Annotated in this window: 16 protein-coding genes; 7 read left to right on the top strand and 9 right to left on the bottom strand. The window is 74.9% G+C overall.

What is annotated here, in order from left to right; genetic code table 11:
- Window positions 1-17 precede the first annotated feature (17 nt).
- The 4 genes from BCAV_RS01910 to BCAV_RS01925 all read right to left on the bottom strand — a co-directional run bounded on the left by BCAV_RS01910 (window position 18) and on the right by BCAV_RS01925 (window position 5,928).
- Entirely contained in the window at window positions 18-1,280 is a 1,263-nt protein-coding gene (locus BCAV_RS01910; RefSeq protein WP_012725426.1) for an RNA polymerase sigma factor, read from the bottom strand.
- 30 nt (window positions 1,281-1,310) lie between these two features.
- On the bottom strand, window positions 1,311-1,700 hold the full coding sequence (locus BCAV_RS01915; protein WP_012725427.1) for a YciI family protein: 390 nt from the start codon (window positions 1,698-1,700) through the stop codon (window positions 1,311-1,313).
- Window positions 1,701-1,808: 108 nt separating this feature from the next.
- On the bottom strand, window positions 1,809-2,378 hold the full coding sequence (locus BCAV_RS01920; protein ID WP_012725428.1) for a bacterial proteasome activator family protein: 570 nt from the start codon (window positions 2,376-2,378) through the stop codon (window positions 1,809-1,811).
- A 7-nt stretch (window positions 2,379-2,385) separates the two neighbouring features.
- Window positions 2,386-5,928 (bottom strand): ATP-binding protein, encoded by a 3,543-nt coding sequence (locus tag BCAV_RS01925; protein WP_144016680.1) that lies wholly within the window; start codon window positions 5,926-5,928, stop codon window positions 2,386-2,388.
- 145 nt (window positions 5,929-6,073) lie between these two features.
- On the opposite strand from BCAV_RS01925, the gene BCAV_RS01930 reads away from it, so the two are divergent.
- The 5 genes from BCAV_RS01930 (at window position 6,074) to BCAV_RS01950 (ending at window position 13,131) form a co-directional block, all read left to right on the top strand.
- Window positions 6,074-7,096 carry a cyclic nucleotide-binding domain-containing protein gene (locus BCAV_RS01930; protein WP_012725430.1) on the top strand — a complete coding sequence of 341 codons (1,023 nt, stop codon included), beginning with the start codon at window positions 6,074-6,076 and terminating at the stop codon, window positions 7,094-7,096.
- A 111-nt stretch (window positions 7,097-7,207) separates the two neighbouring features.
- Window positions 7,208-7,756, top strand: a complete 549-nt coding sequence (locus tag BCAV_RS01935; protein WP_012725431.1) for a hypothetical protein — start codon at window positions 7,208-7,210, stop codon at window positions 7,754-7,756.
- A 435-nt stretch (window positions 7,757-8,191) separates the two neighbouring features.
- Window positions 8,192-9,505: an AGE family epimerase/isomerase gene (locus BCAV_RS01940; RefSeq protein ID WP_245528926.1), complete on the top strand. Its 1,314-nt coding sequence runs from the start codon at window positions 8,192-8,194 to the stop codon at window positions 9,503-9,505.
- A gap of 182 nt (window positions 9,506-9,687) precedes the next feature.
- Window positions 9,688-11,637: a penicillin-binding transpeptidase domain-containing protein gene (locus BCAV_RS01945; RefSeq protein ID WP_012725433.1), complete on the top strand. Its 1,950-nt coding sequence runs from the start codon at window positions 9,688-9,690 to the stop codon at window positions 11,635-11,637.
- A gap of 99 nt (window positions 11,638-11,736) precedes the next feature.
- Window positions 11,737-13,131 carry a sulfatase family protein gene (locus tag BCAV_RS01950; protein WP_012725434.1) on the top strand — a complete coding sequence of 465 codons (1,395 nt, stop codon included), beginning with the start codon at window positions 11,737-11,739 and terminating at the stop codon, window positions 13,129-13,131.
- Between the two features lie 6 nt (window positions 13,132-13,137).
- Here the strand turns inward: BCAV_RS01950 and BCAV_RS01955 are convergent, their stop codons facing one another.
- Window positions 13,138-14,001 carry an AAC(3) family N-acetyltransferase gene (locus tag BCAV_RS01955; protein WP_012725435.1) on the bottom strand — a complete coding sequence of 288 codons (864 nt, stop codon included), beginning with the start codon at window positions 13,999-14,001 and terminating at the stop codon, window positions 13,138-13,140.
- 240 nt (window positions 14,002-14,241) lie between these two features.
- Here BCAV_RS01955 and BCAV_RS01960 point away from each other — a divergent pair, with 240 nt between their 5' ends.
- Window positions 14,242-15,285, top strand: coding sequence for a daunorubicin/doxorubicin resistance ABC transporter ATP-binding protein DrrA (locus BCAV_RS01960; RefSeq protein ID WP_012725436.1), 1,044 nt, complete (start codon window positions 14,242-14,244; stop codon window positions 15,283-15,285).
- Window positions 15,282-16,106: an ABC transporter permease gene (locus BCAV_RS01965; RefSeq protein ID WP_012725437.1), complete on the top strand. Its 825-nt coding sequence runs from the start codon at window positions 15,282-15,284 to the stop codon at window positions 16,104-16,106. Before BCAV_RS01960 ends, BCAV_RS01965 begins: the two co-directional genes overlap by 4 nt.
- Before the next feature lie 3 nt (window positions 16,107-16,109).
- Here BCAV_RS01965 and BCAV_RS01970 read toward each other — a convergent pair whose 3' ends face one another.
- The 4 genes from BCAV_RS01970 to BCAV_RS01985 all read right to left on the bottom strand — a co-directional run bounded on the left by BCAV_RS01970 (window position 16,110) and on the right by BCAV_RS01985 (window position 22,242).
- Window positions 16,110-19,259, bottom strand: coding sequence for an ATP-binding protein (locus tag BCAV_RS01970; protein ID WP_012725438.1), 3,150 nt, complete (start codon window positions 19,257-19,259; stop codon window positions 16,110-16,112).
- A 132-nt stretch (window positions 19,260-19,391) separates the two neighbouring features.
- Complete coding sequence (locus BCAV_RS01975; protein WP_012725439.1) at window positions 19,392-20,267, bottom strand: LLM class flavin-dependent oxidoreductase; 876 nt, start codon at window positions 20,265-20,267, stop codon at window positions 19,392-19,394.
- 38 nt (window positions 20,268-20,305) lie between these two features.
- Window positions 20,306-21,262, bottom strand: a complete 957-nt coding sequence (locus BCAV_RS01980) for a sigma-70 family RNA polymerase sigma factor (RefSeq protein WP_012725440.1) — start codon at window positions 21,260-21,262, stop codon at window positions 20,306-20,308.
- Complete coding sequence (locus tag BCAV_RS01985; RefSeq protein WP_012725441.1) at window positions 21,259-22,242, bottom strand: NAD(P)H-quinone oxidoreductase; 984 nt, start codon at window positions 22,240-22,242, stop codon at window positions 21,259-21,261. The genes BCAV_RS01980 and BCAV_RS01985 overlap by 4 nt, the downstream gene beginning before the upstream one ends.
- Window position 22,243: the final 1 nt, after the last annotated feature.

Genomic DNA, 22,243 nt, shown 5'->3' on the forward strand with positions numbered 1-22,243 from the left:
CGGACCGCGACGGCGTCCTACAGCGCCGCGAGCCGCCGGTTGAGGTACCGCTGCTCCGGCACGCTCCGCGTGAGCTGGGCGGCCCGCGCATAGGACTCGCGGGCGCCGTCGAGATCGCCGGCCTCTTCGAGCAGGTGCGCGCGGACCGCGTGCAGCCGGTGGTGGTCACGCATCGCGGCGTCGGCGCGGAGGTCCTCGAGCATCGCGAGGCCGGCACCCGGGCCGTCGACCATGGCGACGGCGACCGCCCGGTTCAGCGTGACGACCGGCGACGGCGCCACGTGGGTGAGCATGGCGTACAGCTCGCAGATCTGCGGCCAGTCGGTGTCCTCCCACGTCGCGGCCTCGTCGTGGACGGCGGCGATCGCCGCCGTGAGCTGGTACCGCCCGACCGGTCCGCGCGGCAGGACACGCTCGAGCAGGGCCACGCCCTCGGCGATCGGCGCGCGCGCCCAGCGGCGGCGGTCCTGCTCCGCGAGCGGCACGAGGTCGCCGGCACCGTCGGTGCGGGCGCCTGCGCGCGCGTTCGTGAGGAGCATGAGGGCGAGGGCGCCGGCCGCCTCGTCGTGGTCGGGCAGGGCGGCGACGACCTGGCGCACCAGGCGGATGGCCTCCGCCGTCAGGGCCTCGTCGAGCAGCGCCTCGCCCGACGCGCGGGTGTAGCCGGCCGTGAACATGAGGTGGCAGGCGTCGAGGACGGCGGCGACGCGGTCCGGCAGCTCGTCGGCCGACGGCATCGCGAACCGGGCGCCCGCCTCGCGCAGCGTCGCGCGGGCACGGGTGAGCCGCTGCGTCATCGTGCGGACGGGCACGAGGTACGCGGCGGCGATGTCGTCCACGCCGAGGCCGCCGACCGATCGCAGGCACAGCGCGACCTGCGAGGACCGGCTCAGGCTCGGGTGGCAGCACAGGAGCAGGAGCTGCAGCGTGTCGTCCGCGTCGGTCGACGGCGTCTCGTCGGCGGCGGGGACGACGGCGGAGCGTGCGTCGCGCTCGTGGTCGGCCTCCTCGCGCGCGCGGCGGGCGCCGTCCGAGCGCAGCGCGTCGATCAGCCGCCGGGACGCCACGCGGACGAGCCAGCCCCGTGGGTTGTCCGGGACGCCGTCGGTCTCCCAGGCGAGGGCGTCCTCGGCGGCGTCCTGGAGCGCGTCCTGGCACCGCTCGAGGTCGGAGTACCGCCGCAGCAGGGCCGCGAGGACGTGCGGCGCCTCCCGGCGCCACACGTCCTCGAGCGCGGCCGGGGCGGCGGAACCCGCCCCACGGCGTACGGGAACGCTCATCGCGACCCTGTCGTCGTCGTCGTCGTCCCGCTACTCGTCGCCGCCCGGCCCCATCGCGGGGCGTAGCTCGACGGTCTCGCCGGGACCGGCGAACGACGCCGTGACCTCCTCGGCGCGCTCCTGGCTCTCGACGTCGATGAGGAAGAAGCCGGCGAGGTGCTCCTTGGCCTCGGAGTACGGGCCGTCGGAGACCAGCGGGGAACCGTCGGCCCAGCGGTACAGCCGTGCGCTCGCGGCGTCGCCGAGCGCCTCGCCCCCGATGAGCTCGCCGCGCTCCTGGAGCTCGGTCATGACGGACTCGAACGCGGCGTTGAGCCGCTCCCGCTCCGCGGCGGGCAGCGCCTGGTGCGCGGGGAGGAAGTCGCTCGTGGGGTGGCCCCAGGGCTGGGGGTTGGAGTGGATGAGGATGACGTACTTCATGGCGGCTCTCCTTGAGACTCGACGACGGCGTCCCTCGCCGTCACGGGTACGTCGGAGCGGACGTCCCCGATGTCGACATGGTCGCCGCGAGCCGCTCGGGCTCGGGGCCTAGAGGTACTGACCGGGCGCGCGATCGCCGTCGTCGGCGCGGGCCACGGGCACCTGCCCCCCGGCGCCGTGCCCGGGCACCGGCATGACCCCGGGCGGCAGCGCCCGGCGCATCTGGGTCAGCTGCGACTGCGCCTGCATCTGCTGCGCCACGAGCGCCGTCTGTATCCCGTGGAACAGACCCTCGAGCCAGCCGACGAGCTGCGCCTGTGCCACGCGAAGCTCGGCGTCGGACGGCGTGGAGGCGTCGGTGAACGGCAGCGTGATCCGGTGCAGCTCCGCGATGAGCTCCGGGGAGAGGCCGTCCTCGAGCTCGTGCAGGGATCGCTCGTGCACCTCCGCGAGGCGTTCACGGGCGGCGTCGTCGAGCGGTGCGGCCTTCACCTCCTCGAGCAGCTGCTTGAGCATCGTGCCGATCCGCATGACTTTGGCCGGCTCCTCGACGAGGCTGGTCGGGTCCGTCGGACCCTTCTCCTCGGGGGTGTCGGCGCCGATCGCCTCCGGTTCGACGACGACGACCTCGGGCTGGTCCGCACGCGTGCCGGTCTGGTCCTCGCTCTGCTCCGTCATGACTCCATCATGACCGCTCCGCGCGCGCCCGGCTCGCCCGCTGCCGCAGGGCTTCCCGGCCGGAGGTCGCCAGGTACTCCCGGGCGAGGTCGGGATCGCCGATGGCGGAGGTGCGGTCGTCGAGGAGGGCGAGCGCCAGCTCGGCGACGTCGGGGAGCGCCGCTCCGTCCCCGGCGTCGAGCGCCGTAGCGAGCACCGCCTCGGGTCGGACACAGCCCCGCAGCGCCTCGAGATCGAGCCGCGACAACAGCTCGACGTGGTCCGAGGAGCGCCCGAGAGCGATCTGCGCGGCCGCCAGCTCGAGCTCGTAGGACGCCCGCGCCCGGACGTCGTCGGGGACGTCGGCCACCACCGCCGCCAGGTCTCGGGCGAGCGCCGACGCCCTGCTGACCTCACCCAGCTCCCGGTACACGTAGTGCACGCGCAGCAGCGCCTCCGCCCGGTCCTTGGCCGTGTGCGCGTCGGACATGCTCGCCAGGGCGACGCCGGCCCACTCCCGCGCACTCTCGGGCACGCCCGCCTCGACCATGAGGAGCGCGAGCAGGGCGGCGAGGTCGACCTCGAGCTGGTGGTCGCCCACCTCCTTGGCGATCGTCAGCGCTTCCGTGAACAGCTCGTGGGCCGACGCCGTACGCCCGAGCAGCGCCTCGACCTGCCCGTGGACACCGAGCGCCGTCGCGAGCGCCTCCTGGTCGTCGAGCCGCCGGATGATCTCGAGGGACTCCGTCACCCACCGCCCGGCGTCGGCGAGCTGGCCGGTGAACAGGGCGATCGCCGCCGCGTTCGTCAGCGTCACGGCCTCGCGGTAGCGGTACCCCGTCCGCCGGAACAGGGGCAGCGCCTGGATGAGCGCGGACAGGGCCTCCGAGTACCGGCCCAGGTGGTACAGCACGTTCGAGGACTGGTGCAGCGTGACGGCCTGGGCCTCCTCGTCGCCACGCTGGGAGTTCAGGGCGTACGCGGCCTCGACGCTCGCGAGCGCCGCGGCGTAGTCGTCCTCCGCGACCTCGGTCATGGACCGGTACCGCAGCGCTTCCGCCTCGACGTCGGTCAGCCCGTGCGCGCGGGCCGTCCTGAGCGCGTCCGTCAGGGCCGCGCGCGCGCCGTCCAGGTCGAACGCCCACTGCCGTGCCTTCGCGAACGCGAGCTGGGCGGCGGCGAGCTCGGCGTCCGCGCCGAGGTGCCGCGCCAGGTCGGCGGCCTGCGCGGCGTGGGCCGACGCGTCGTCGTAGGAGCTCCGCTCGAACGCCCACACGGACCGCGCGAGGGCCAGGCGGAGCTGGCGTGCCTCGTCCGCGGGCAGGTCGGCGGCGCTCGCGGCCATCGCCTCGAGGTCGGCGTGCTGTCCGTCCACGTCGCCTCGTCGCTCTCGGACGAGCAGGCGCTCCGCATGGGCATCGAACCGCAGCGCGGGGTCGGCGGGCGCGGTACGCAGCGCGCCGGCCAGCAGGTTCTCGGCGTCCTGGAGCGCCCAGACGGACCCGGCCCGGCGTGCGGCGCGCAGGTACCACCCGGCGGCGCCCTCGTCGGCGCCGCGTTCGAGGTGGTCGGCGACGACGGCGGCGTACTCGTCGCCGCGCCCGGTGCGTTCCGTGAGGTCGGCGAGCCACGCGGCCGCCTGGCGGTGGTCGACGGTGCGGCGGGACCGGAGCACGCCGTCGTACGCGACGTCGCGCAGGAGGGAGTGCGCGAAGAGGAACTCGCGCGTGCCGTCGAAGGACGACGTCGCCCGCTCCTGCACGATGCCGACGGCGCGGAGCCGGTCCAGGACGGTGCCCACGTCGGCCGGGTCCTCACCGGCGACGGCCGCCACCGCCGTGTCCCAGAACACGCGGCCGACGACGGCCGCCCGTTGCGCGACGTCCCGGTCGAGCGGTCCGAGCGCGTCGATCCGGGCCTGGAGGACGCCGCGCAGCGTGGCGGGGACGACGAGCGGCTCCCAGCGGCTGAGGTCGACGCGCCATTCGGCGTCGCGGCGGACGACGACGCCGGTCTCGTGCAGCCACGCGGCGAGCTCCTCGAGGTAGAACGGGTTGCCGTCGGCGGCCCCGAGCACCGTGTCGACGACGACGTCCGGCAGCGTCCCGGCGTGGTGCGTGAGCTCGTCGAGGAGGGTGCGGCTCGCGCGCCGGCCGAGCGGGGCGAGGTCGAGCCGCACGTGGTGGGCGCGTCCCTCGCCCCAGAGCGGCCGCCGGTCGAACAGCGCGGGCCGCGCCGTCGCGACCACGTAGACGCGGGCGGACCGCAGCTGCTCGTCGGCGCTCTCGAGCCAGTCGAGCGACTCGTCGTCGGCCCAGTGCACGTCCTCGAGCAGCACGACGACCGGCGCGACCTCCGAGATGCGGGCCATGAGCTCCGCGAGGAGCGTCGTCGCCTGCTGCCGGAGCCCTCGCGGGTCGGTGCCCGGCTCGGGGTCCCGCAGCCCCAGCCACGTCGAGACGGTGCGCGCCGCTGCTGCGGCGCGCGAGCCGAACGGCGTCGCGAAGGCCGTGCCGATCGCCTGCTCGACGGTGGCCGGCGGATCCGTCTCCGTGACCCCGATCCTCGCGAAGAGCACGGTGCGCAGGAGGGCGTTCGGCCGGTGCAGGTCGGACCGCGTGGCGCGACCGCGGAACCACCACGCCGGCTCCGGGCGCTCCGACAGCCACCGGTCGAGCTCGAACGCCAGCCGGGACTTGCCGACTCCGGCGTCGCCGACGATCGTGACGAGCCGCCACGCCCGCTCCTCGACGACGTCGTCGAGCGTCTCCCGCAGCATCGCGAGCTCGCGTTCGCGGCCGACGGTGGGCGTGTCCGCCGAGCCGTCCGACTCGATGTGGAACCGCGCCGGCCGCTCGTTGCGCACCAGGTACGCGTCGACCGGGTCCTCGATGCCCTTCAGCACGAGGCCCGGGCGCTCCTCGAACGAGAAGAGGCCGCGGACGTGCCGGTGCGTGCCGGCGGAGATGAGGACGCCGTCGACGGGTGCCGCCGCCTGGATCCGGCTCGCGCGGTTGACGGTCTGTCCCACGGCCACGAACTCGTGACCGGCCCGCTCGCCGAGCGTGCTGACGACGACGTCGCCCGTGTCGATGCCGACCCGCATGTGCAGGCGGACGCCCTGCGGCAGGCCGGCCGCGGCGGTGAGGTCGCGGAGCGACGCCCGCATCTCGAGGGCGGCACGGACGGCGCGCTGCGCGTCGTCCTCCTCGGAGGCGTACAGCCCGAACACGGCCATCACGGCGTCGCCGATGAACTTCTCGACGACGCCGCCGTGCCGCGTGATCGCGGACTGCCATCTGCCGAAGTAGGCGGCGACGATGCCGCGCACGTCCTCAGCGTCGAGGCTCCCCGACAACGTGGTGAAGTCGACGAGGTCGGCGAACACGACTGTCACGAGTCGGCGTTGCTCGCCGGCGGTGCGGGCGGAGAGCGCGTCGAGGCGCTCGCGCAGCGGCCCGAGCGCCACGTCGACGACCTGGTCCCCCAGGGTGTCGCGCTGCGCCTCGAGCGCCTCCATGGCACGCCGCAGCTGCGCGACGTCGTCTGCCCCCGGCACCTGGCCGGCCATGAGCCAACGGTAGAGGCGGGAGCGGCGCCGCGTGCCCGACCGGCCCGCGATCACCCGGCCTCCGGCGCAGAATCACCCTGTTCCGGCAGCGCGCTGGCGCCTGCGGCCGAGGATGCTGGGCCCGTGTCGTGGTGAGGAGCTCCCCATGCGTGTGCAGGCGACGGCGACAGCTGTGTCGTGGATCCCGTCCGAGTCGGTGACCGGGGCGTTGCGCGCGGGCTTCGACCTGCGGCTGTCCCACTACGACTCACCCCCTCCGGCGAGGCTGTCCTCCCCGGACGAGGTCCGGCGTCTCCGCGACGCCGACGGGTTCCGGTTCGCGAACGTGCTGGGGGTTTGGGCCGACGTCGACGACGACGGGGTGCACGACGTCGGGATCTCGCCGTCGTCGGGGCTCGCCATGGGGGCGACGACGACGCGGCTCGCGGGGCTCGCTATCCGGTTCGCGGCGGTGTCCCTGCCCGTGCTGCGCCATGAGCCGGAGGTGCTGGGCAGCGGGGTGCGGGTCGTGCAGACGGTCGGCGGTCGCACGGGTGTGCCGCTGCCGCGCCCGGTGCCGCACCCGCCGTTCGTCCAGTGGTCGGCGCCGACCGTGTGGACGACGCTCGCGGTGACGCTCCGGCCCGACGGCACGAGCGACGTCGAGCTCCTCGGCGCGAGCGCGTTCCCGCGGCACTGGGTCTACGGGCCCGACGGCACGCTCGTGGCGAAGAGCGGGCTCACGGACCCCGACGGCTGGCTCAAGCACTCCTTCGGGGAGCGGACGCCGTGGAGCAGCTCGGACTCGTCGGTGCTGGTCGCTGAGGCGGAGAGCGCGCTCGAGCGGGAGCTGTCGGCGCTCATCATGCGCGGCGGCGCTGAGCCCGAGATCCGGCGTGTCGGTGCCGGCGCCGCCGTGATGCGCCAGGGTGAGCCTGGCGACGAGCTCTTCCTCGTGCTCGACGGCGTCCTCGACGTGGCTGTCGACTCGACGATCGTGGCAGAGGTCGGGCCGGGCGCCGTCATCGGCGAACGTGCGCTCCTGGAGGGTGGTCGGCGCACGGCGACGGTGCGGGCGCGGACCCCGGCGCGGCTCGCCGTCGCGGGGGCCGACGCCGTGGACCTCGACCGGCTCCGCGAGCTCGCCGCGGGTCACCAGCGGGAGATCGGCGCGACGCCGGTCGCCTGACGGGCGGCGGGCCGGCGTCCGACGTCGCTTGGCGGGCGCCCGCCGTGACTGCCGGGTCGGGATGGTGCGGAAACCGTGGTGCGCCCGGCGCGGGTCTGGCATCCTCTGGCCATGGTGACGGGCAGCACCACGATGACGACGGCGCGGGCAACGATGCATGCGCGTTCGCTCCCGCTCGCGCTGACCTCGGTGACACTCATTGCGCTGTTGTTCTGCGAGATGGCGTACCCCCACAGCCCGTACCCCCAAGGGCTGGTGCCGGGTGTCGCGTACCTCGTGACGTTCCTGATCGTCCGAGCGATTCGGCCACGGGAGCCGATGGGTGTCCGTGTGCCCTACGGGGTGCTTGCTCTAGTCCTGCTCGCGCTCGGCATCATGCCGCTCGTCGGGATGTTCGCGGGCGCGCCGTTTCTCCTCGGGCTCGGCCTCGTCACGCTGGGGATTCGCGACCGCGATGCGTGGCTCTGGGTCCCCGGGATTGCGCTGATGGTCCTAAGCCCACTCATGGCGTTCTGGACTATCGAGAACCACCTGGGCCTGAATTCGGAGAGCGTCCTCGGTGCGCTCGTCGTGGCATTCGCCGGACTTGGGGGTTCCGCCTGGCGCCGGGAGCGCGAGATCCTCACGGCGCCTGTCTGGCCGGTGGGCTCGGCGATCTGACGACGCCGGGGCGAAGCTTCGTCGAACGCGGGGGTTCGGTCGTGCGCGTCGTTCGTGGGCGGGGAGGGTGTGTGTTCCGGAGGCGTGTTCGTTCTGGTCGTTTCGTGAGCACCCGACCGGTCGGCGAAACGACCAGAACGATCAGGTTCCGGGAGCGCATGCGTCGTCCGGGCACCCGACCGGCCGCGAAACGACCAGAACGATCAGGTTCCGGGAGCGCATGCGTCGTCCGGGCACCCGGCCGGTCGCCGAAACGATCACAACGTCCAGGTTCCCGGAAGGCATGCGCCATCCGGGCCCGTATCACCGCCGCGACTGGTCCGGTCCAGCCGACCGGTACGGCGAGAGCGCACAACGTGAACCGCTGTCTGTCGGCGGTGCGCCGACCTGCGGACCCGACGGCCGCCGTCGTCGGCGTGTACTAGCGTCGTTCCCGTGCCGCCGAAGCCCGCCGAGACGCCCCAGCCCACCGACCTGAGGGCGGCCATCGACGCCCCGCTCAGCTGGATCGGGCGCCCCGCCCACGCGCGCTGGCTCGAGGCCCACACCGACGACCTGCTCGCGTTCGCCAGCGGCGCCGGGACCCCGCACGGCTTCGGCTACCTGGACGCCGACGGCGGCCTGCGCCCGGGCAAGGACACCGAGCTCTGGATCACGTGCCGCATGATCCACTCGTTCAGCCTCGGGGTGCTGCTGGGTCGGCCCGGCTGCGCGCCGCTCGTCGACCACGGCCTGGAGGCGCTGCGCACCTCGTTCGCCGACGACGCGAACGGCGGCTGGTACTCCGCCGTCGGCCCCGACGGCCCGACCCAGCCGATCAAGGAGGCGTACGCGCACGCGTTCGTGCTCCTCGCGACGTCGAGCGCGATGCTCGCGGGCCGGCCCGGCGCCGCCGCGCTGCTCGGGCAGGCGCAGGCCGTGCACACGGAGAAGTTCTGGCGCGAGGACGAGGGCATGGCCGTTGAGTCCTGGAACGAGGACTTCACGGAGTGCGAGGCCTACCGGGGCGTCAACGCGAACATGCACACGGTCGAGGCGTACCTCGCGGTCGCGGACGCCACAGGTGAGTCGCTCTGGCGCGACCGCGCGGTGCGGATCCTGCGCCGTGTGCTGGGGTACGCCAAGGACTACGAGTGGCGCATCCCGGAGCACTTCTCGCCGTCGTGGGAGCCGCTGCCGGACTACAACACCGACGACCGGGCGCACCCGTTCCGGCCGTACGGGGCCACTGTCGGGCACTGGTTCGAGTGGGCGCGGCTCGCGCTCCACGCCCACGCCGCGCTGCTCGCGCAGGCGGGCGAGGGCGACGTCGGCTCCGTGACGGATGACGTGCAGTGGCTGCTCGACGGCGCCGTCGCCCTGTTCGGCGCCGGTGTGAGCGAGGGGTGGGACGTCGACGGCGCACCGGGCTTCGTCTACACGGTGGACTTCGCCGGGGTGCCGATCGTGCGGGACCGCATGCACTGGGTGGTCACAGAGGCGCTCGGCGCGGCCGCCGCCCTGTACGCGGCGACCGGCGACGACGACTACGCCGCCTGGTACGCCACGTGGTGGGACTACGCCCACGAGTTCCTGCTCGACGCCACGGGCTCGTGGATCCACGAGCTGGACCCGTCGAACGCGCCGGCCGACTCCGTGTGGCCCGGCAAGCCGGACATCTACCACGCGATCCAGGCCACGCTCATCCCGCGGCTCCCGCTCAACCCGGCTCTGGCGAGCTCGCTCAAGGCCGGGCTGCTCGACGCCTGAGGTCCGCGCCGACCGTGCGGCTGCTCCCCGGTCCGGTCGGTCCTGGGGGAACAACCACACGGTCGCGCGCCGCCCGCTCACGAGACCTGCACAGAAGGTGCCGCTCGATCCCGACCGGCTGGCGCCGTCGAGCACCTAGCATCGAGCCGCGCGGCAACGGCCAACCGGAGGGGACACACACGATGACGGTGCGGGACCTACGCGCGGCGGGCGGCGCCGTCGTCGCCCTCCTGGTGCTCACCGGGACGCTGACCGCGTGCTCGCCGGGTCGGCCGGGGCCGGGGGACTCCGCGGAGGCGCTCGCGAGCGCGCTCGCCGGCGGCGACGAGAGCGACGTCGGGGCCGTCACGTGGACCGGGTCCACGCCCGACAAGGTCACCACGCACCTCACCGACACGTTCGCGGCGCTCGACGGCGTGGAGCGCACGGTGCAGGTCGCCGAGCTGGAGGAGCCGGGCGACGACGACGGCGACGGTGACCCCGACACCGCCGCTGCGGAGCTCGCCTGGGAGTGGGACTTCGGCGACGGCGGCGAGAGCTGGACGTACGCGACGACGGCGCAGCTCGCGTGGGACGAGGAGACCGAGACGTGGACGGCGGCGTGGTCACCCGAGCTGCTCGTGCCCGGCCTGACGCCGACGGAGCTGCTCTCGCTCACGCGGACGAGCGGGGAGCGCGGCGAGGTCGTCGACGCGAACGGCGGCGCGATCGTCATGGACCGCGGCGTGCTGCGCATCGGGATCGACAAGACGATGGTCGACGCCGCCGACGCGCCCGCCTCGGGGCTCGCCCTCGCAGAGCTGCTGGAGTTCGACGACCCGCAGGCGTTCGCCGACCGCGTCGCCGCCGCCGGGGAGCGCGCCTGGGTCGAGGCGATCATCGTCCGGGTGTCGGAACCCGGGGTGGACCTCGACGCCGTCGCCGCCATCGACGGAGCGCGCGCCATCGACGACACGCGTCCGCTCGCCCCGACGTCCACGTTCGCGCGGCCGATCCTCGGGCGTGCCGGACCGGCGACGGCGGAGATCGTCGAGGAGTCCGACGGCGCCGTCGTCGCCGACGAGATCACCGGGCTGTCCGGGCTGCAGCGCCAGTACGACGAGGTGCTGCGCGGCGTGCCGGGGTACCTCGTGGAGGCGGTGCGCGAGGACGGTCGGCCGCGGACCCTGTTCGAGCGGGACCCGGCGCGCGGGTCCGACCTGGCGCTGACGCTCGACGCGCCCACGCAGATCCTCGCGGAGGAGGTGCTCGCCGGTGTCGGCCCCGCGAGCGCGCTGGTGGCGATCCGGCCCTCGGACGGCGCCGTGCTCGCTGCGGCGAGCGGTCCGGGATCCGCCGGGGAGAACACCGCGATGCTCGGCCAGTTCGCGCCCGGCTCGACGTTCAAGGTGGTGACGGCGCTCGCGTTGCTGCGCTCCGGCGTCGGCGTCACCGAACCGACGCTCCCGTGCACGCCGACCGTCACCGTCGACGGGCGCGAGTTCGACAACTTTCCGGGCTACCCCGAGGCCGGGCTCGGCGACGTGCCGCTGCGCACGGTCATCGCGCAGTCCTGCAACACGGCGCTCATCGCGTCGCGCGACTCGGCGCCTCCCGACGCGCTCGCCGACGCCGCAGCGGCGCTCGGCCTCGGCGTCGAGCCGTCGCTCGCGTACCCGGCGTGGCTGGGTTCCGTGCCGACCGACGTCGACGCGGGCGGCACCGAGCACGCCGCGTCGATGATCGGGCAGGGGCGGGTGCTCGCGTCGCCGCTCGCGATGGCGACCGTCGCGGCCTCGGTCGTGCGGGGCGCGGCCGTGACGCCGGTGCTCGTGGCCGACGCCGACCAGGAGCCGGCGCCCGAGGCGGAGACGCCACTCACCGACGAGGAGGCGACGGCGCTGCGCGAGCTGATGCGCGCCGTCGTCACGGAGGGCAGCGGGTCGCTCCTGGCGGACGTGCCGGGGGAGCCCGTCAGCGCGAAGAGCGGGACGGCGCAGTACGGCGACGCCGACCCGCCGCACACGCACGCGTGGATGATCGCGACGCAGGGCGACCTCGCGGTGGCGGTGTTCGTGGAACGCGGGGACTACGGCTCGGCGACGTCGGGGCCGATCGTGGAGGCGTTCCTGCGGGGGCTCGCCGCCCTCTGACCTTCGCGAGAGGTTCTCTGCGCGACCGCGAGAGGTTCTGTGCGTGACCGCGAGAGGATCTGTGCGTGACCGCGAGAGGTTCTTTGTAGGGTGCCGAGCATGCGCCGACCCAACGTCGTCCTGATCCTGTCCGACGACCACGGGTACGCGGACCGCGGCGCGCTCGGCCTGGACCCGGCGGTGCGCACGCCGGCGCTGGACCGCCTGGCCGCCGACGGCGTGACGTGCACCGACGCGTACGTCACGGCGCCGATCTGCAGCCCGTCCCGCGCGGCGATCATCTCGGGCGCCTACCAGCAGCGCTGGGGCGCGAGGTGGTTCGACTCCTCGCGCTTCGGCGACGAGCGCACGTCCCTCGCCGAACGGTTCGCCGAGCTCGGCTACGCCACGGGCTACCTCGGCAAGGTGCACTACGGCCCGGAGGACGTCGGCGACCGCGCGTGCCCGCCGCACCACGGCTTCGCCGAGACGTACTACGGGCTCGCCGGCCGCCAGCAGGGACGCCTGAACTACTTGCGGCACTCCGACGACGCCGTCGCGGAGTACGGGCCGGAGGCGTCCTGGCGCATGGCCGTCCAGCCGATGCTCTCCGGCGACGACCCCGAGGACCTCGAGGGCTTCCTCACGGCGGAGCTCGGCCGCCGGTCGCGCACGTTCGTCGACGACCACGCCGCCGAGCCGTTCTTCCTCATGCTCGCGTTCAACGCGGTGCACAACTTCTGTTGGCAGCTGCCGCCGGACGAGCTGCGCCGCCGCGGGCTCCCGGCGCGCGACGACTGGCACGACGCCGACGCCCAGGGCTACGCGGACTGGTACGACGGCGCCATCACCCCGAACCTGGAGCACGGCCGCGAGTACTACCTCGCGCAGCTCGAGCTCATGGACGCCGAGATCGCCGCGCTCCTCGACACGCTGGAGGAGCGCGGTCTCGCCGACGACACGATCGTCGTCTACCTCACCGACAACGGCGGCTCGACCTGCAACTACGGCAGCAACGCGCCCCTCGCCGGCACGAAGTACACGCTGTGGGAGGGCGGGATCCGGGTGCCGTTCCTCGTCCGGTGGCCGGGCGGCGGGTGGGCGGGCGGCCGGACGACGACGGCGCTCGTCAGCTCGCTCGATCTGGTCCCCACGCTCGTCGCGGCGGCGGGCGGGGCGGTCGACGACGTCGACGGCGTCGACCTGGCCGACGTGCTGAGCGGCGCCGGCGATCGCGCGCACGACGCGCTCCACTGGGACTGCGGCTTCCAGTGGGCGGTCCGCGAGGGCGACCTCAAGCTCCGCTACGTCGACGGCGCGTCCGAGACGGCCGCCGGGATCCGCGCCGTCGAGCACGCGGACCCGGGGGACGGCCTGACGCTCGTCGACCTCGCGGCGGACGTCGCGGAGCGGCGAGACCTGGCGGGTGATCGGCCCGACGACGTCGCCCGTCTTCTCGCGCGGCACGAGGTGTGGCGGCGGGACGTCGGGTGGGCCGACCCGGTACCGCGCTGACCGACGTCAGGCGCGGTGCTCCGTGAGCCACGCCGTCGCGAACGCCGCCGCCGCGGCCAGAGGGAACAGGCGCGCCGTCGCGTCGCCCACCCGACCGACGACCACGCCGCCGCCACCCGCGCCGGACGCGGCGCCGTCGTCGTCGTGGGCGGCAGCCTCGAAGGCGGCGCCGAGCTCGGGGAAGCCCTCGTCGTCGAGCTCGACGTCCGTGTAGGTGACCCACTCCCGCGTGCCGTCGGCGCGGAGCACCGCGCACGACGACGGCGCCAGGCGCGGCCGCGGCACGCGGTACTCGGCGAGGTGGAACGTGGTGCACGCGTCGTAGCCGACGCCGAGCAGCAGCACGCGCGCGCCGAGGCGTTCGAGGTGGCCGAGAGGGGAGTCGTCGCCGAGGTTGCACTCGAGCGGATGCGGCTCGGTGACCTCGGCGGCACGCGCCCCGAGCGCCGTGAACGACGACTGCGGGTGCGCGCTCCGCACCGCCCCCGGCACGGCCCGCACGGCGTCGGGGATGCGGCCCATCCCGCGCGTCGGGCTCGTGCGCGGGTCATACCCCGGCATCTCGGCGCGGATGAGGGGCCACCAGTCCTCGGGGACGGGCGGCGCCTGCCATCCGGCGGGGTCGGTGTTGTCCATGGAGTGGGTGGGTACGGCGAGGGTGCCGTCCGGCCCGAGCGCGTCGAGGAGCGCATCGACCACGGCGGGCGCGCCCCCGCACACCCATCCCAGCGAGCTCAGCGAGGAGTGCACGAGCAGCGTCTCGCCAGGCCGGACGCCGAGCGCGGCGAGGTCCTGAGCGAGCGAGGAGCGCGTCTGCAGCGAGCGGCCGTGGAGGTCCGTGGACGACGACGGCGGAGCGGGCGTGGTCATGGCGGTGCGGTCTCCCCGGGTGTGCGTCCCGTCAGCGTGCCAGGGGCGTCAAGGGAGATACGGGGGCGAGCGCCGCGAAGATCCTCTCGCGAACGCGCAGAGATCCTCTCGCGGTGGCGCAGACTTCCTCTCGCGAACGCGCAGAGATCCTCTCGCGAACGCGCAGGGATCCTCTCGCGAAGGTGGGGGTGAAGGCGCCCTGAGGGCGCCGTGAAACCGGGGCCGTCGAGCATGGTCGCCATGACCACACCACTGCTCAGCCGCGCCCGGAGCTCCCGGGCCGACGGCTCCGCCGTCGCCGTCCGCACCGAGGGCCTCGTCAAGACCTTCGGCACGAACCGCGCCGTCGACCACGTGGACCTGGAGGTCCACCGCGGTGAGATCTTCGGCGTCCTCGGCCCCAACGGGGCGGGCAAGACCACCACGCTGCGGATGCTCGCCACGCTGCTGGGCATCGACGAGGGGCGCGCCGAGATCTTCGGCGTCGACGTCAAGCAGCGCCCGCACGTCGTGCGCCAGCTCATCGGCGTCACCGGCCAGTACGCCTCCGTCGACGAGAACCTCACCGCCACCGAGAACCTCTACCTGTTCGGCCGGCTGCAGGGCATCAGCGGCCCGAAGTCCCGCGCCACGGCTCAGGACCTGCTCGACCGGTTCGGCCTCGAGGAGGCCGCGAACCGCCCCCTGTCCCAGTTCTCGGGCGGCATGCGGCGGCGGCTCGACCTGGCCGCGAGCCTCATCACCCGCCCGCCGCTGATCTTCCTCGACGAGCCGACCACCGGCCTGGACCCCCGCACGCGCGGCCAGATGTGGACGACGATCCGGGAGCTCGTCGAGAGCGGCTGCACGGTGCTGCTCACCACCCAGTACCTCGACGAGGCCGACCAGCTGGCCGGCCGGATCGCCGTCATCGACCGCGGCCGCAAGGTCGCCGAGGGCACACCGGACGAGCTCAAGAGCCAGGTCGGGTCGTCGACCCTCCAGGTCGTGCTGAGCGACCCCGCCGAGATCGCGACGGCGGGCGACGTCGTCAGCCGGGCGATGAGCGCCGAGCCGGTGCTCAGCCCGGAGTCGGGGCGCATCCACGTGCCGATGTCGAGCGCCGACGAGGCGGCCGACGTCCTCATCGCGCTGCGCACGGCCGGCGTCTCCGTCGCCTCGCTCAACGTCAGCAAGCCCAGCCTCGACGAGGTCTTCCTCGCCCTCACCGGCCACGACACGGGCGAGGGCGACGACGGCGCCTCCACCGACACCACGACCGAACCTCAGGAGAACGTCCGATGAGCACGCTCGCCCTCACCCAGGTCGCGGCCGACCCCGTCGCCGCCACCACGTCCCACGTCTCCCTGCGCCAGGCCGTCGCCCAGACCATGTCCATGGCGTGGCGCGCGGCGAAGACGATGCGCCGCAACCCGGAGCAGTTCTTCGACGTCACGATCCAGCCGCTCCTGTTCACCGCGATGTTCGCCTACATCTTCGGCGGGGCGATCAGCGGCGACGTCGCCAGCTACCTGCCGCTCATGATCCCGGGCATCCTCGCCCAGACTGCGCTGACCGCCTGCATGGCGACGGGCGTGCAGCTGCGCGAGGACATGGACAAGGGCGTGTTCGACCGCTTCAAGTCGCTCCCGATCGCGCGGATCGCGCCGCTGGCCGGGCCCATGGTGGCCGACCTGCTGCGGTACCTCATCGCCGCCGTCCTCACGTTCGCCACCGGGATCCTCATGGGATACCGGCCCGGCGGCGGCGTCGTCGGCGTGGCCGCGGCGATCATGCTCGTGGTCATCTCCGGATGGTCGCTCGCCTGGGTGTTCACCTGGGTCGGGACGATCGCGCGCTCCGCCCGCAGCGTGCAGGGCATCTCGATGATGATCATGTTCCCGCTGACGTTCCTGTCGAACGCGTTCGTCCCGATCGAGACGCTCCCGAGCTGGCTGCAGGGCTTCGTGCGCGTGAACCCGGTGTCGCTCGTCGTGACGGCCACGCGCGACCTCGCGAACACCGGGGATGTCACGACGGCGGTCGGCTGGGCCCTCGTCGGCTGCGCCGTCGTCGTCGCGGTCTTCGCCCCGCTCGCGGTGCGCAGCTACCAGCGCAAGATGTGACGCTCACAGCTGCGTGAGGAGTGCCGCGGCCTCCTCACGCAGCTGAGGGCCGAAGCGGCCGACGTACGCGGGCCGGAGGTCGGCGAACCGGCGAGTCACGTCGTCGCGCATCGCGACGGCCGCCTCGAGGCTCATCGTCGGGAGGGCACGGTTGTAGCCGAAGCCGTCGGCGAGCAGCAGCAGGCGGGCGACGACGTCGGCGTCCGCTCCGTGGCGCCCGTGCCACCACGCGAGCGCGAAGAGCACAGTGCCGGCGACGGGGTAGTCGAGGAACCCGGCCCCCTCACCCACGTACGTCCGGGCCTTCGCCAGGACCGTGGCGGCGAGCGCCGCGGCGAAGACGGCTCCGGCGTCCGACGGCGGGGTGTCGGCGGGCAGGTACCGGGCGTGCGCGGTGAGGCAGGACGCGGACGAGAAGAGCGTCCACGGCTCGAAGCCCGGCACGCCCGCGACGCCGGGGAAGCGGAACGCGCCGGCGGCGGCGTGCGCGTCCCGGTACCGCCGCAGGCCCTCGGCGAGGTGGCCCTCCGCCAGCACGAGCTCTGCCCGCCCCGACGCCGTGACCACGTGCCCGCCGAACCCGAACTCCGGCGCGTCGGCGCGCTCGACCTGGTCGAGGATCCGTTCCGCCTGGGCCAGGTCGCCGCGCCGCATGGCGACGACGGCGAGGAGGGCGCGCAGCTGGTGCGTGTCGTCGACGGCGCGCAGCGCGGTGAGCGGCTCGAGCGCGAGGAGCGCGTACCGCTCGCCGGCGTCCGAGTCACCGATCTGCAGGTGCATCCCGGCGAGGCCCGCGTGGAGGTTCGCCGTCACGGCCGGCCCCTCCTCCGGCCGGGCCAGGGCGAGCGCCCGCTCAGCGGCGTCGATGGCGCCGTGGATGTCGCCGTCGTTCTCCTTCCAGTGGCACGACCACTGCCAGCCGAGAGCTGCGACCCGCGGGTCTGGCGACGCCGTGAGCGAGAGGAAAGCCTGTGGTCCCACGACGTCCTCCGCCGTGACGGCGAGCACGAACGTGGTCTCCGCGGCCACGCGCGGATCGGCGGAGTCGGCGCCCAGCCGCGTCAGCACCTCGCGGGCCTCGGCGATCGCCTCCCCGCCGAAGATCCCCTCCGTCATGAGGATCGCGCCGACGACGTCGCGCGCCGGGTCGAGCAGCGCGTCGGGCAGCGGGTGGTCCCGGATCACGGTGAGCACCGCCCGGTTCAGGGGCGCGACGATCCGGGCGAAGTTGCCCGACAGACGCCACAGGTCGGCCAGCGCCGCCATGACGACGACGACGCACTCGGCGTCGGGCAGCGTCGTCGCCCGCCGCGCGATGTCGGCGAGGTTCGCCTCCTCGTCCCAGAGGCGGTCGATCGCGGCGATCTGCCTCGGGCCGTGGAGGTCGGCGCACGCGGCGACGCAGTACGCGACGGCCCACTCCCGCTGCGCCCGCTCGGCGTCGGCCGCCTCGCCCGCCTCGGCGAGCCGCAGGCGCCCGAACTCGCGGACGGTCTCGAGCATCCGGTACCGCACGCTCCCGCCGGCGTCGTGCACGCTCAGGAGCGACTGCTCGACCAGCGACGCGACGGCGTCGAGCACACCCGGTCCGGCCGTCCGCACCACGGCCTCGGCGGCGTCGAGCACGAAGCCGTCGTGGAACACGGACAGTCGGCGCAGGGCCTGCCGTTCGGGCTCGCCGAGCAGGTTCCACGACCAGTCGATGACGGCGAGCAGCGTGCGGTGGCGGTCCGGAGCGGAGCGGTCGCCCCCGCGCAGCAGGGCGAACCTGTCGCCGAGGCGCCGGTCGATGTCCGCCACGGACATCACCCTGACCTTCGCCGCGGCGAGCTCGACGGCGAGCGGGAGCCCGTCGAGGCGTCGGACGACGGCCGCCACCTCGCGCTGGTCGAGCGCGACGTCGGGGCGGGCGGCGACCGCCCGCCGGCGGAACAGCTCGGCGGCGTCGGCGTCGCCCAGCTGGGCCAGCGCGTACACCCGCTCGGCGGCGATGCCGAGCGGCGCGCGCGACGTGGTGAGGACGGTGAGGTCGCGGTTCGTGGCGACGAGGAACGCGACGAGGTCGGCGACCGTGTCGACCACGTGCTCGCAGTTGTCGAGCACGAGCAGGGTCGGGACGCCGTCGAGCTGCTGCGCGATGCGCGAGCGGATGTCGGCGCGCTGCTCGGGCGTCAGAGCGCGCCGGCCGGTGACGGAGTCCCGGACACCGAGCGCCGTGCCCACCTCGCCGAGCACGTCCTGCGGGTCGGACACGCCGACGAGCTCGACCACGTGGACGGCGGGCTCCTCGGCGCGGCGGGCGAGCACCTGCGCGAGCCGTGTCTTGCCGAGCCCGCCCGGCCCGACGATCGACGTCACGCGGCTCGTGGCGACCATCGCGCGGAGGCGGCGGACGTCGTCGTCCCGGCCGATGAGGTCGGTGGGGTCGAAGCGCACGCCCGTGCGGACGGGCCGGTCGGCGGCGATCAGCTCGCGGTGCAGACGCTGCAGCTCCGGTCCGGGGTCGGTGCCGAGCCGGTCGGCGAGCCGGGTGCGGTGTGCGTCGTACCGCTCGAGCGCCGCGGAGGGTCCACGGACGGCGGCCTCGCTGCGCAGGAGCGCGGCGAGCACGCCCTCGTCGCCGGGGCGGCGCGCCGCGGCGCGTTCGAGGAGCGGGAGCGCGGCGTCGTGGTCGCCCCCGGCGGCCAGCGCTGTGCCGAGGACGACGGCGGCCCGCTCCTTCTGCGCGGCGGCGGCCGCGCGCAGCTCGCCGAGCGCCCCCGGGGCGGGCTCGGGTTCGCCGGCCAGCGCGAGGGCCTCGCGGGCGGCGTCGCGCGCCCCGGTCGCGTCGCCGCCGGCGAGGCTCCGCTCCGCGAGCCCGGTCAGGCCGGCGAGGCGCAACGTGTCGACGTCGGTCTCCGCGAGGCCGAGGCGGTAGCCGTGCGGCGTGCGGACGACGGCGCCGGGCGACGTCGCGGTGCGGGCGCGCGCCGCGACCACCTGGAGGGCCTTCGCGGGGTGTGCCGGTGCGTCGTCGCCCCACACGGCGTCGACGAGGCGATCGTCCGCCACGGCGCCCGGCGCCGCGAGCGCGAGTGCCGCGAGGAACGCCCGGGGCCGCGCGCCCACCACGGGTGCGCCGTCCCAGCTGACGTCGTCGAGGAGCCGGAGCACCGGCCCAGCGTACGGCGGCGCTCCGTCACGCCGTCCCCGGCCCGCGCTCGGCGGACGCCGAAGCTCGGTTGCCGACGCGGCACCGGTTCCTCGGCACCCGGCAACGACGGCGAGAGTCCGCCCGGCGCGATCTCAGTCCGCGGTCAGCCAGGCGCCCACGCGCCGGATCGCGTCCACCGGGTAGGGCGCCGTCACCCACAGCGTGCGCCGGTCGACGCCGGCCGCGAGCAGGGGAGCGAGGTCCCCGCCGCCGGGGTGGTCGACCTCGAACGGCGCGTGCACGCTGACCTCGAATCCTCGGCCGCGATCCTCCTGCGCTCGCTGGCTCTCGCTGTCGGAGTCCCGCTCGGACCCGGGTGCCGCAGCGTGCGTGCGGGCGAGCGCCACCTGCTCCGCGAGCCGCGGTCCGGCCCCGCCGACGAGGTTGACGCCGTCCGCGTGCTCGGCGGCGAGGCGGATCGTGGCATCCGTGCCGGCGCCGATGACGATCGGCGGCTGCGCAGCGCCGTCGACGACGCCGGTGAGGCCGTGCGTGCGGATCGTCACGCCGTCGGCGTCCTCGTCCCGCCAGATCGACCGGAGCGCGGCGACGTACTCGACGAGCAGGGCCCGTCGCGCCGTCACCGGCAGCGTGGTGCGCCCGATCGCGTTCGCCTCGGCCGCGAACTGCGTGCCCGGCCCGGCTCCGGCCCCGATGCCGCACACGACCCGGCCGGGCGCGAGCGCCTGCAGCGTGTTGAGCGCGCTCGCGAGCTGCGCCGGGTGCCGGTTCGCGATGTTGGCGACGAGGACGCCGAGGCGGAGCCGCTGCGTGCGCGCAGCGATCGCGCCGAGAGCCACGAACGGGTCGCGTGACCAGCCCCGCGGGCCGATGCCCGTGGCGACGAGCGCGCTGAAGTGGTCGTACGTCCACACGCCGTCCCAGCCGTCGGCGTCGGCGGCCTCGGCCGCGGCGATCATCTGGTGCCCCTCCGCCCCGAACGGGGAGAGGACGAGGTCGGTCTTCACAGCGGGCCAGCGTACGGGCGTCCGCCCCAGCCGGCGGCTCAGTCCGCCTCCGGCACGGGGCGCGTGCCGTCGGGCAGCCGGACGTGGCGCAGCTTCGCGGGGTTCGCCAGGTCGTACAGCTCAGCGATGCGGCCGTCGCGCACGCCGAGCGCCATGACGCGGGGCGGGATCGGGTCGTGCGTGGCGTCGCCGGGCGAGCCCGCGAGCAGGAAGCCGAGCTCGCCGTTGACGAGCACGGGCCGCGCCGTCGTGATGACGTGCGTGCCGTACTTGTCGAGGAGCCCGAGGAAGAAGCGGGCGACCTTGTCGGAGCCGCGCACCGCGTGCAGCGCCGTCGCCGTCGTGCCGCCGGAGTCCCCGCGGGCGACGACGTCCGGGTGCAGGACGGCGACGATCGCGTCCAGGTCGCCGGCCGAGAGGGCGGCGGCGAGCTGCTCGACGGCGCGCAGGCGCGTCTCGGCGTCCGACGCCGGAGGTGGGTCGGCCACGCCGGCACGGGCGCGCGCCGCGAGCTGGCGCGCGTTCGCGGGGGACGTCCCGAGCACGTCGGCGACGTCGGCGAAGGGCACGCCGAAGCCGTCGTGCAGCACGAACGCGACGCGCTGGTTCGGCGGGAGCGCCTCGAGGATGACGAGGGCGGCGTACCGCGCGTCGGCGTCGGCGACGACGGCGTCCAGGGGGTCCGGCGCGGCGCTCGCGTGCCCGGGGGTCGGGAACGCCGTCACGACCGGCTCGGGCAGCCAGTTCCCGACGTATGTCTCGCGGCGGGCGGCGGCCGACGTGAGCCGGTCGAGGCAGATGCGGCTGACGACCGTCGTGAGCCAGGCGGGCAGGTCGCGGATCGCTGCGGACTCCGCCCGGTCGAGGCGCAGCCAGGCCTCCTGCACGGCGTCCTCGGCGTCGGCGACGCTGCCCGTCAGCCGGTACGCGACGCGCAGCAGCCGGGGACGCTCGGCCTCGAAGGCGTCGGCGAGCTCGGCGGTCCCGACGCTCATGCCGCGCCCCCCGCCGAACCGGAGCCGGTCGCCAGGAGCACCTTGCCGAAGATCGCGCCGGCGTCGAGCAGCGCGTGCGCCTGCGCGGCCTCGCGCAGCGGCAGGACGCGGTCCACGACAGGGCGCACGAGCCCCGCCGCCACCATCGGCCAGACGTGGGTGCCGACGTCGGCCACGATCGCCGCTTTCTCCGCCGGCGGGCGCGCGCGGAGCGTGGCGGCGTGCACGCTCGCGCGGCGCTTCATGAGCTGCCACACGTCGAGCTCGCCGCGGCTGCCGGCCTGGGTGCCGATGACGGCGAGCCGACCGTCGGTGGCGAGCAGTCGCACGTTGTCGGCGAGCGCTCCGCCGCCGAGGAGGTCGAGGATCACGTCGACGCCGCGGCCGTCGGAGGCGTCCTCGACGCGTTCGACGACGTCGCCCGGCCGGTGGTCGATCGCGACGTCGGCGCCGAGGTCGCGGCAGCGCGCCGTCCGGTCCGGGCCGCCCGCGGTCGTGATCACCCGCGCGCCGAGCGCCTTCGCGACGAGGATCGCCGTCGTCCCGATGCCGCCCGACCCGCCGTGCACGAGCACGGTCTCCCCGGCCCGCAGGCGCGCGGCGCGGACCATCATCGACCACACCGTGCACACCGTCTCGGGCAACCCGGCGGCGTCGACGAGGCTGACGCCGTCGGGCGCCGGGAGCACCTGCCCCGCCGCGACGACCGCCTGCTCCGCGTACCCGCCGCCGTCGAGCAGCGCGACGACGGCGTCGCCGGTGCGGAGCGACGTGACGCCGTCGCCCACCGCGGCGACGTGGCCGGAGACCTCCAGGCCCGGCCACACGGGCGCGCCGGGCGGCGGCGGGTAGCCCCCGGCGACCTGCAGGAGGTCGGGGCGGTTGACGCCGGCGGCCACGACGTCGAGGAGCACCTGGCCGGGACGGGGCTCGGGGCGCGGGACGTCCGTGGGGACCAGCCGCCCGTCGTCGATCGTCATC

Source organism: Beutenbergia cavernae DSM 12333, assembly GCF_000023105.1.
Classification (GTDB): Bacteria; Actinomycetota; Actinomycetes; order Actinomycetales; family Beutenbergiaceae; genus Beutenbergia; species Beutenbergia cavernae.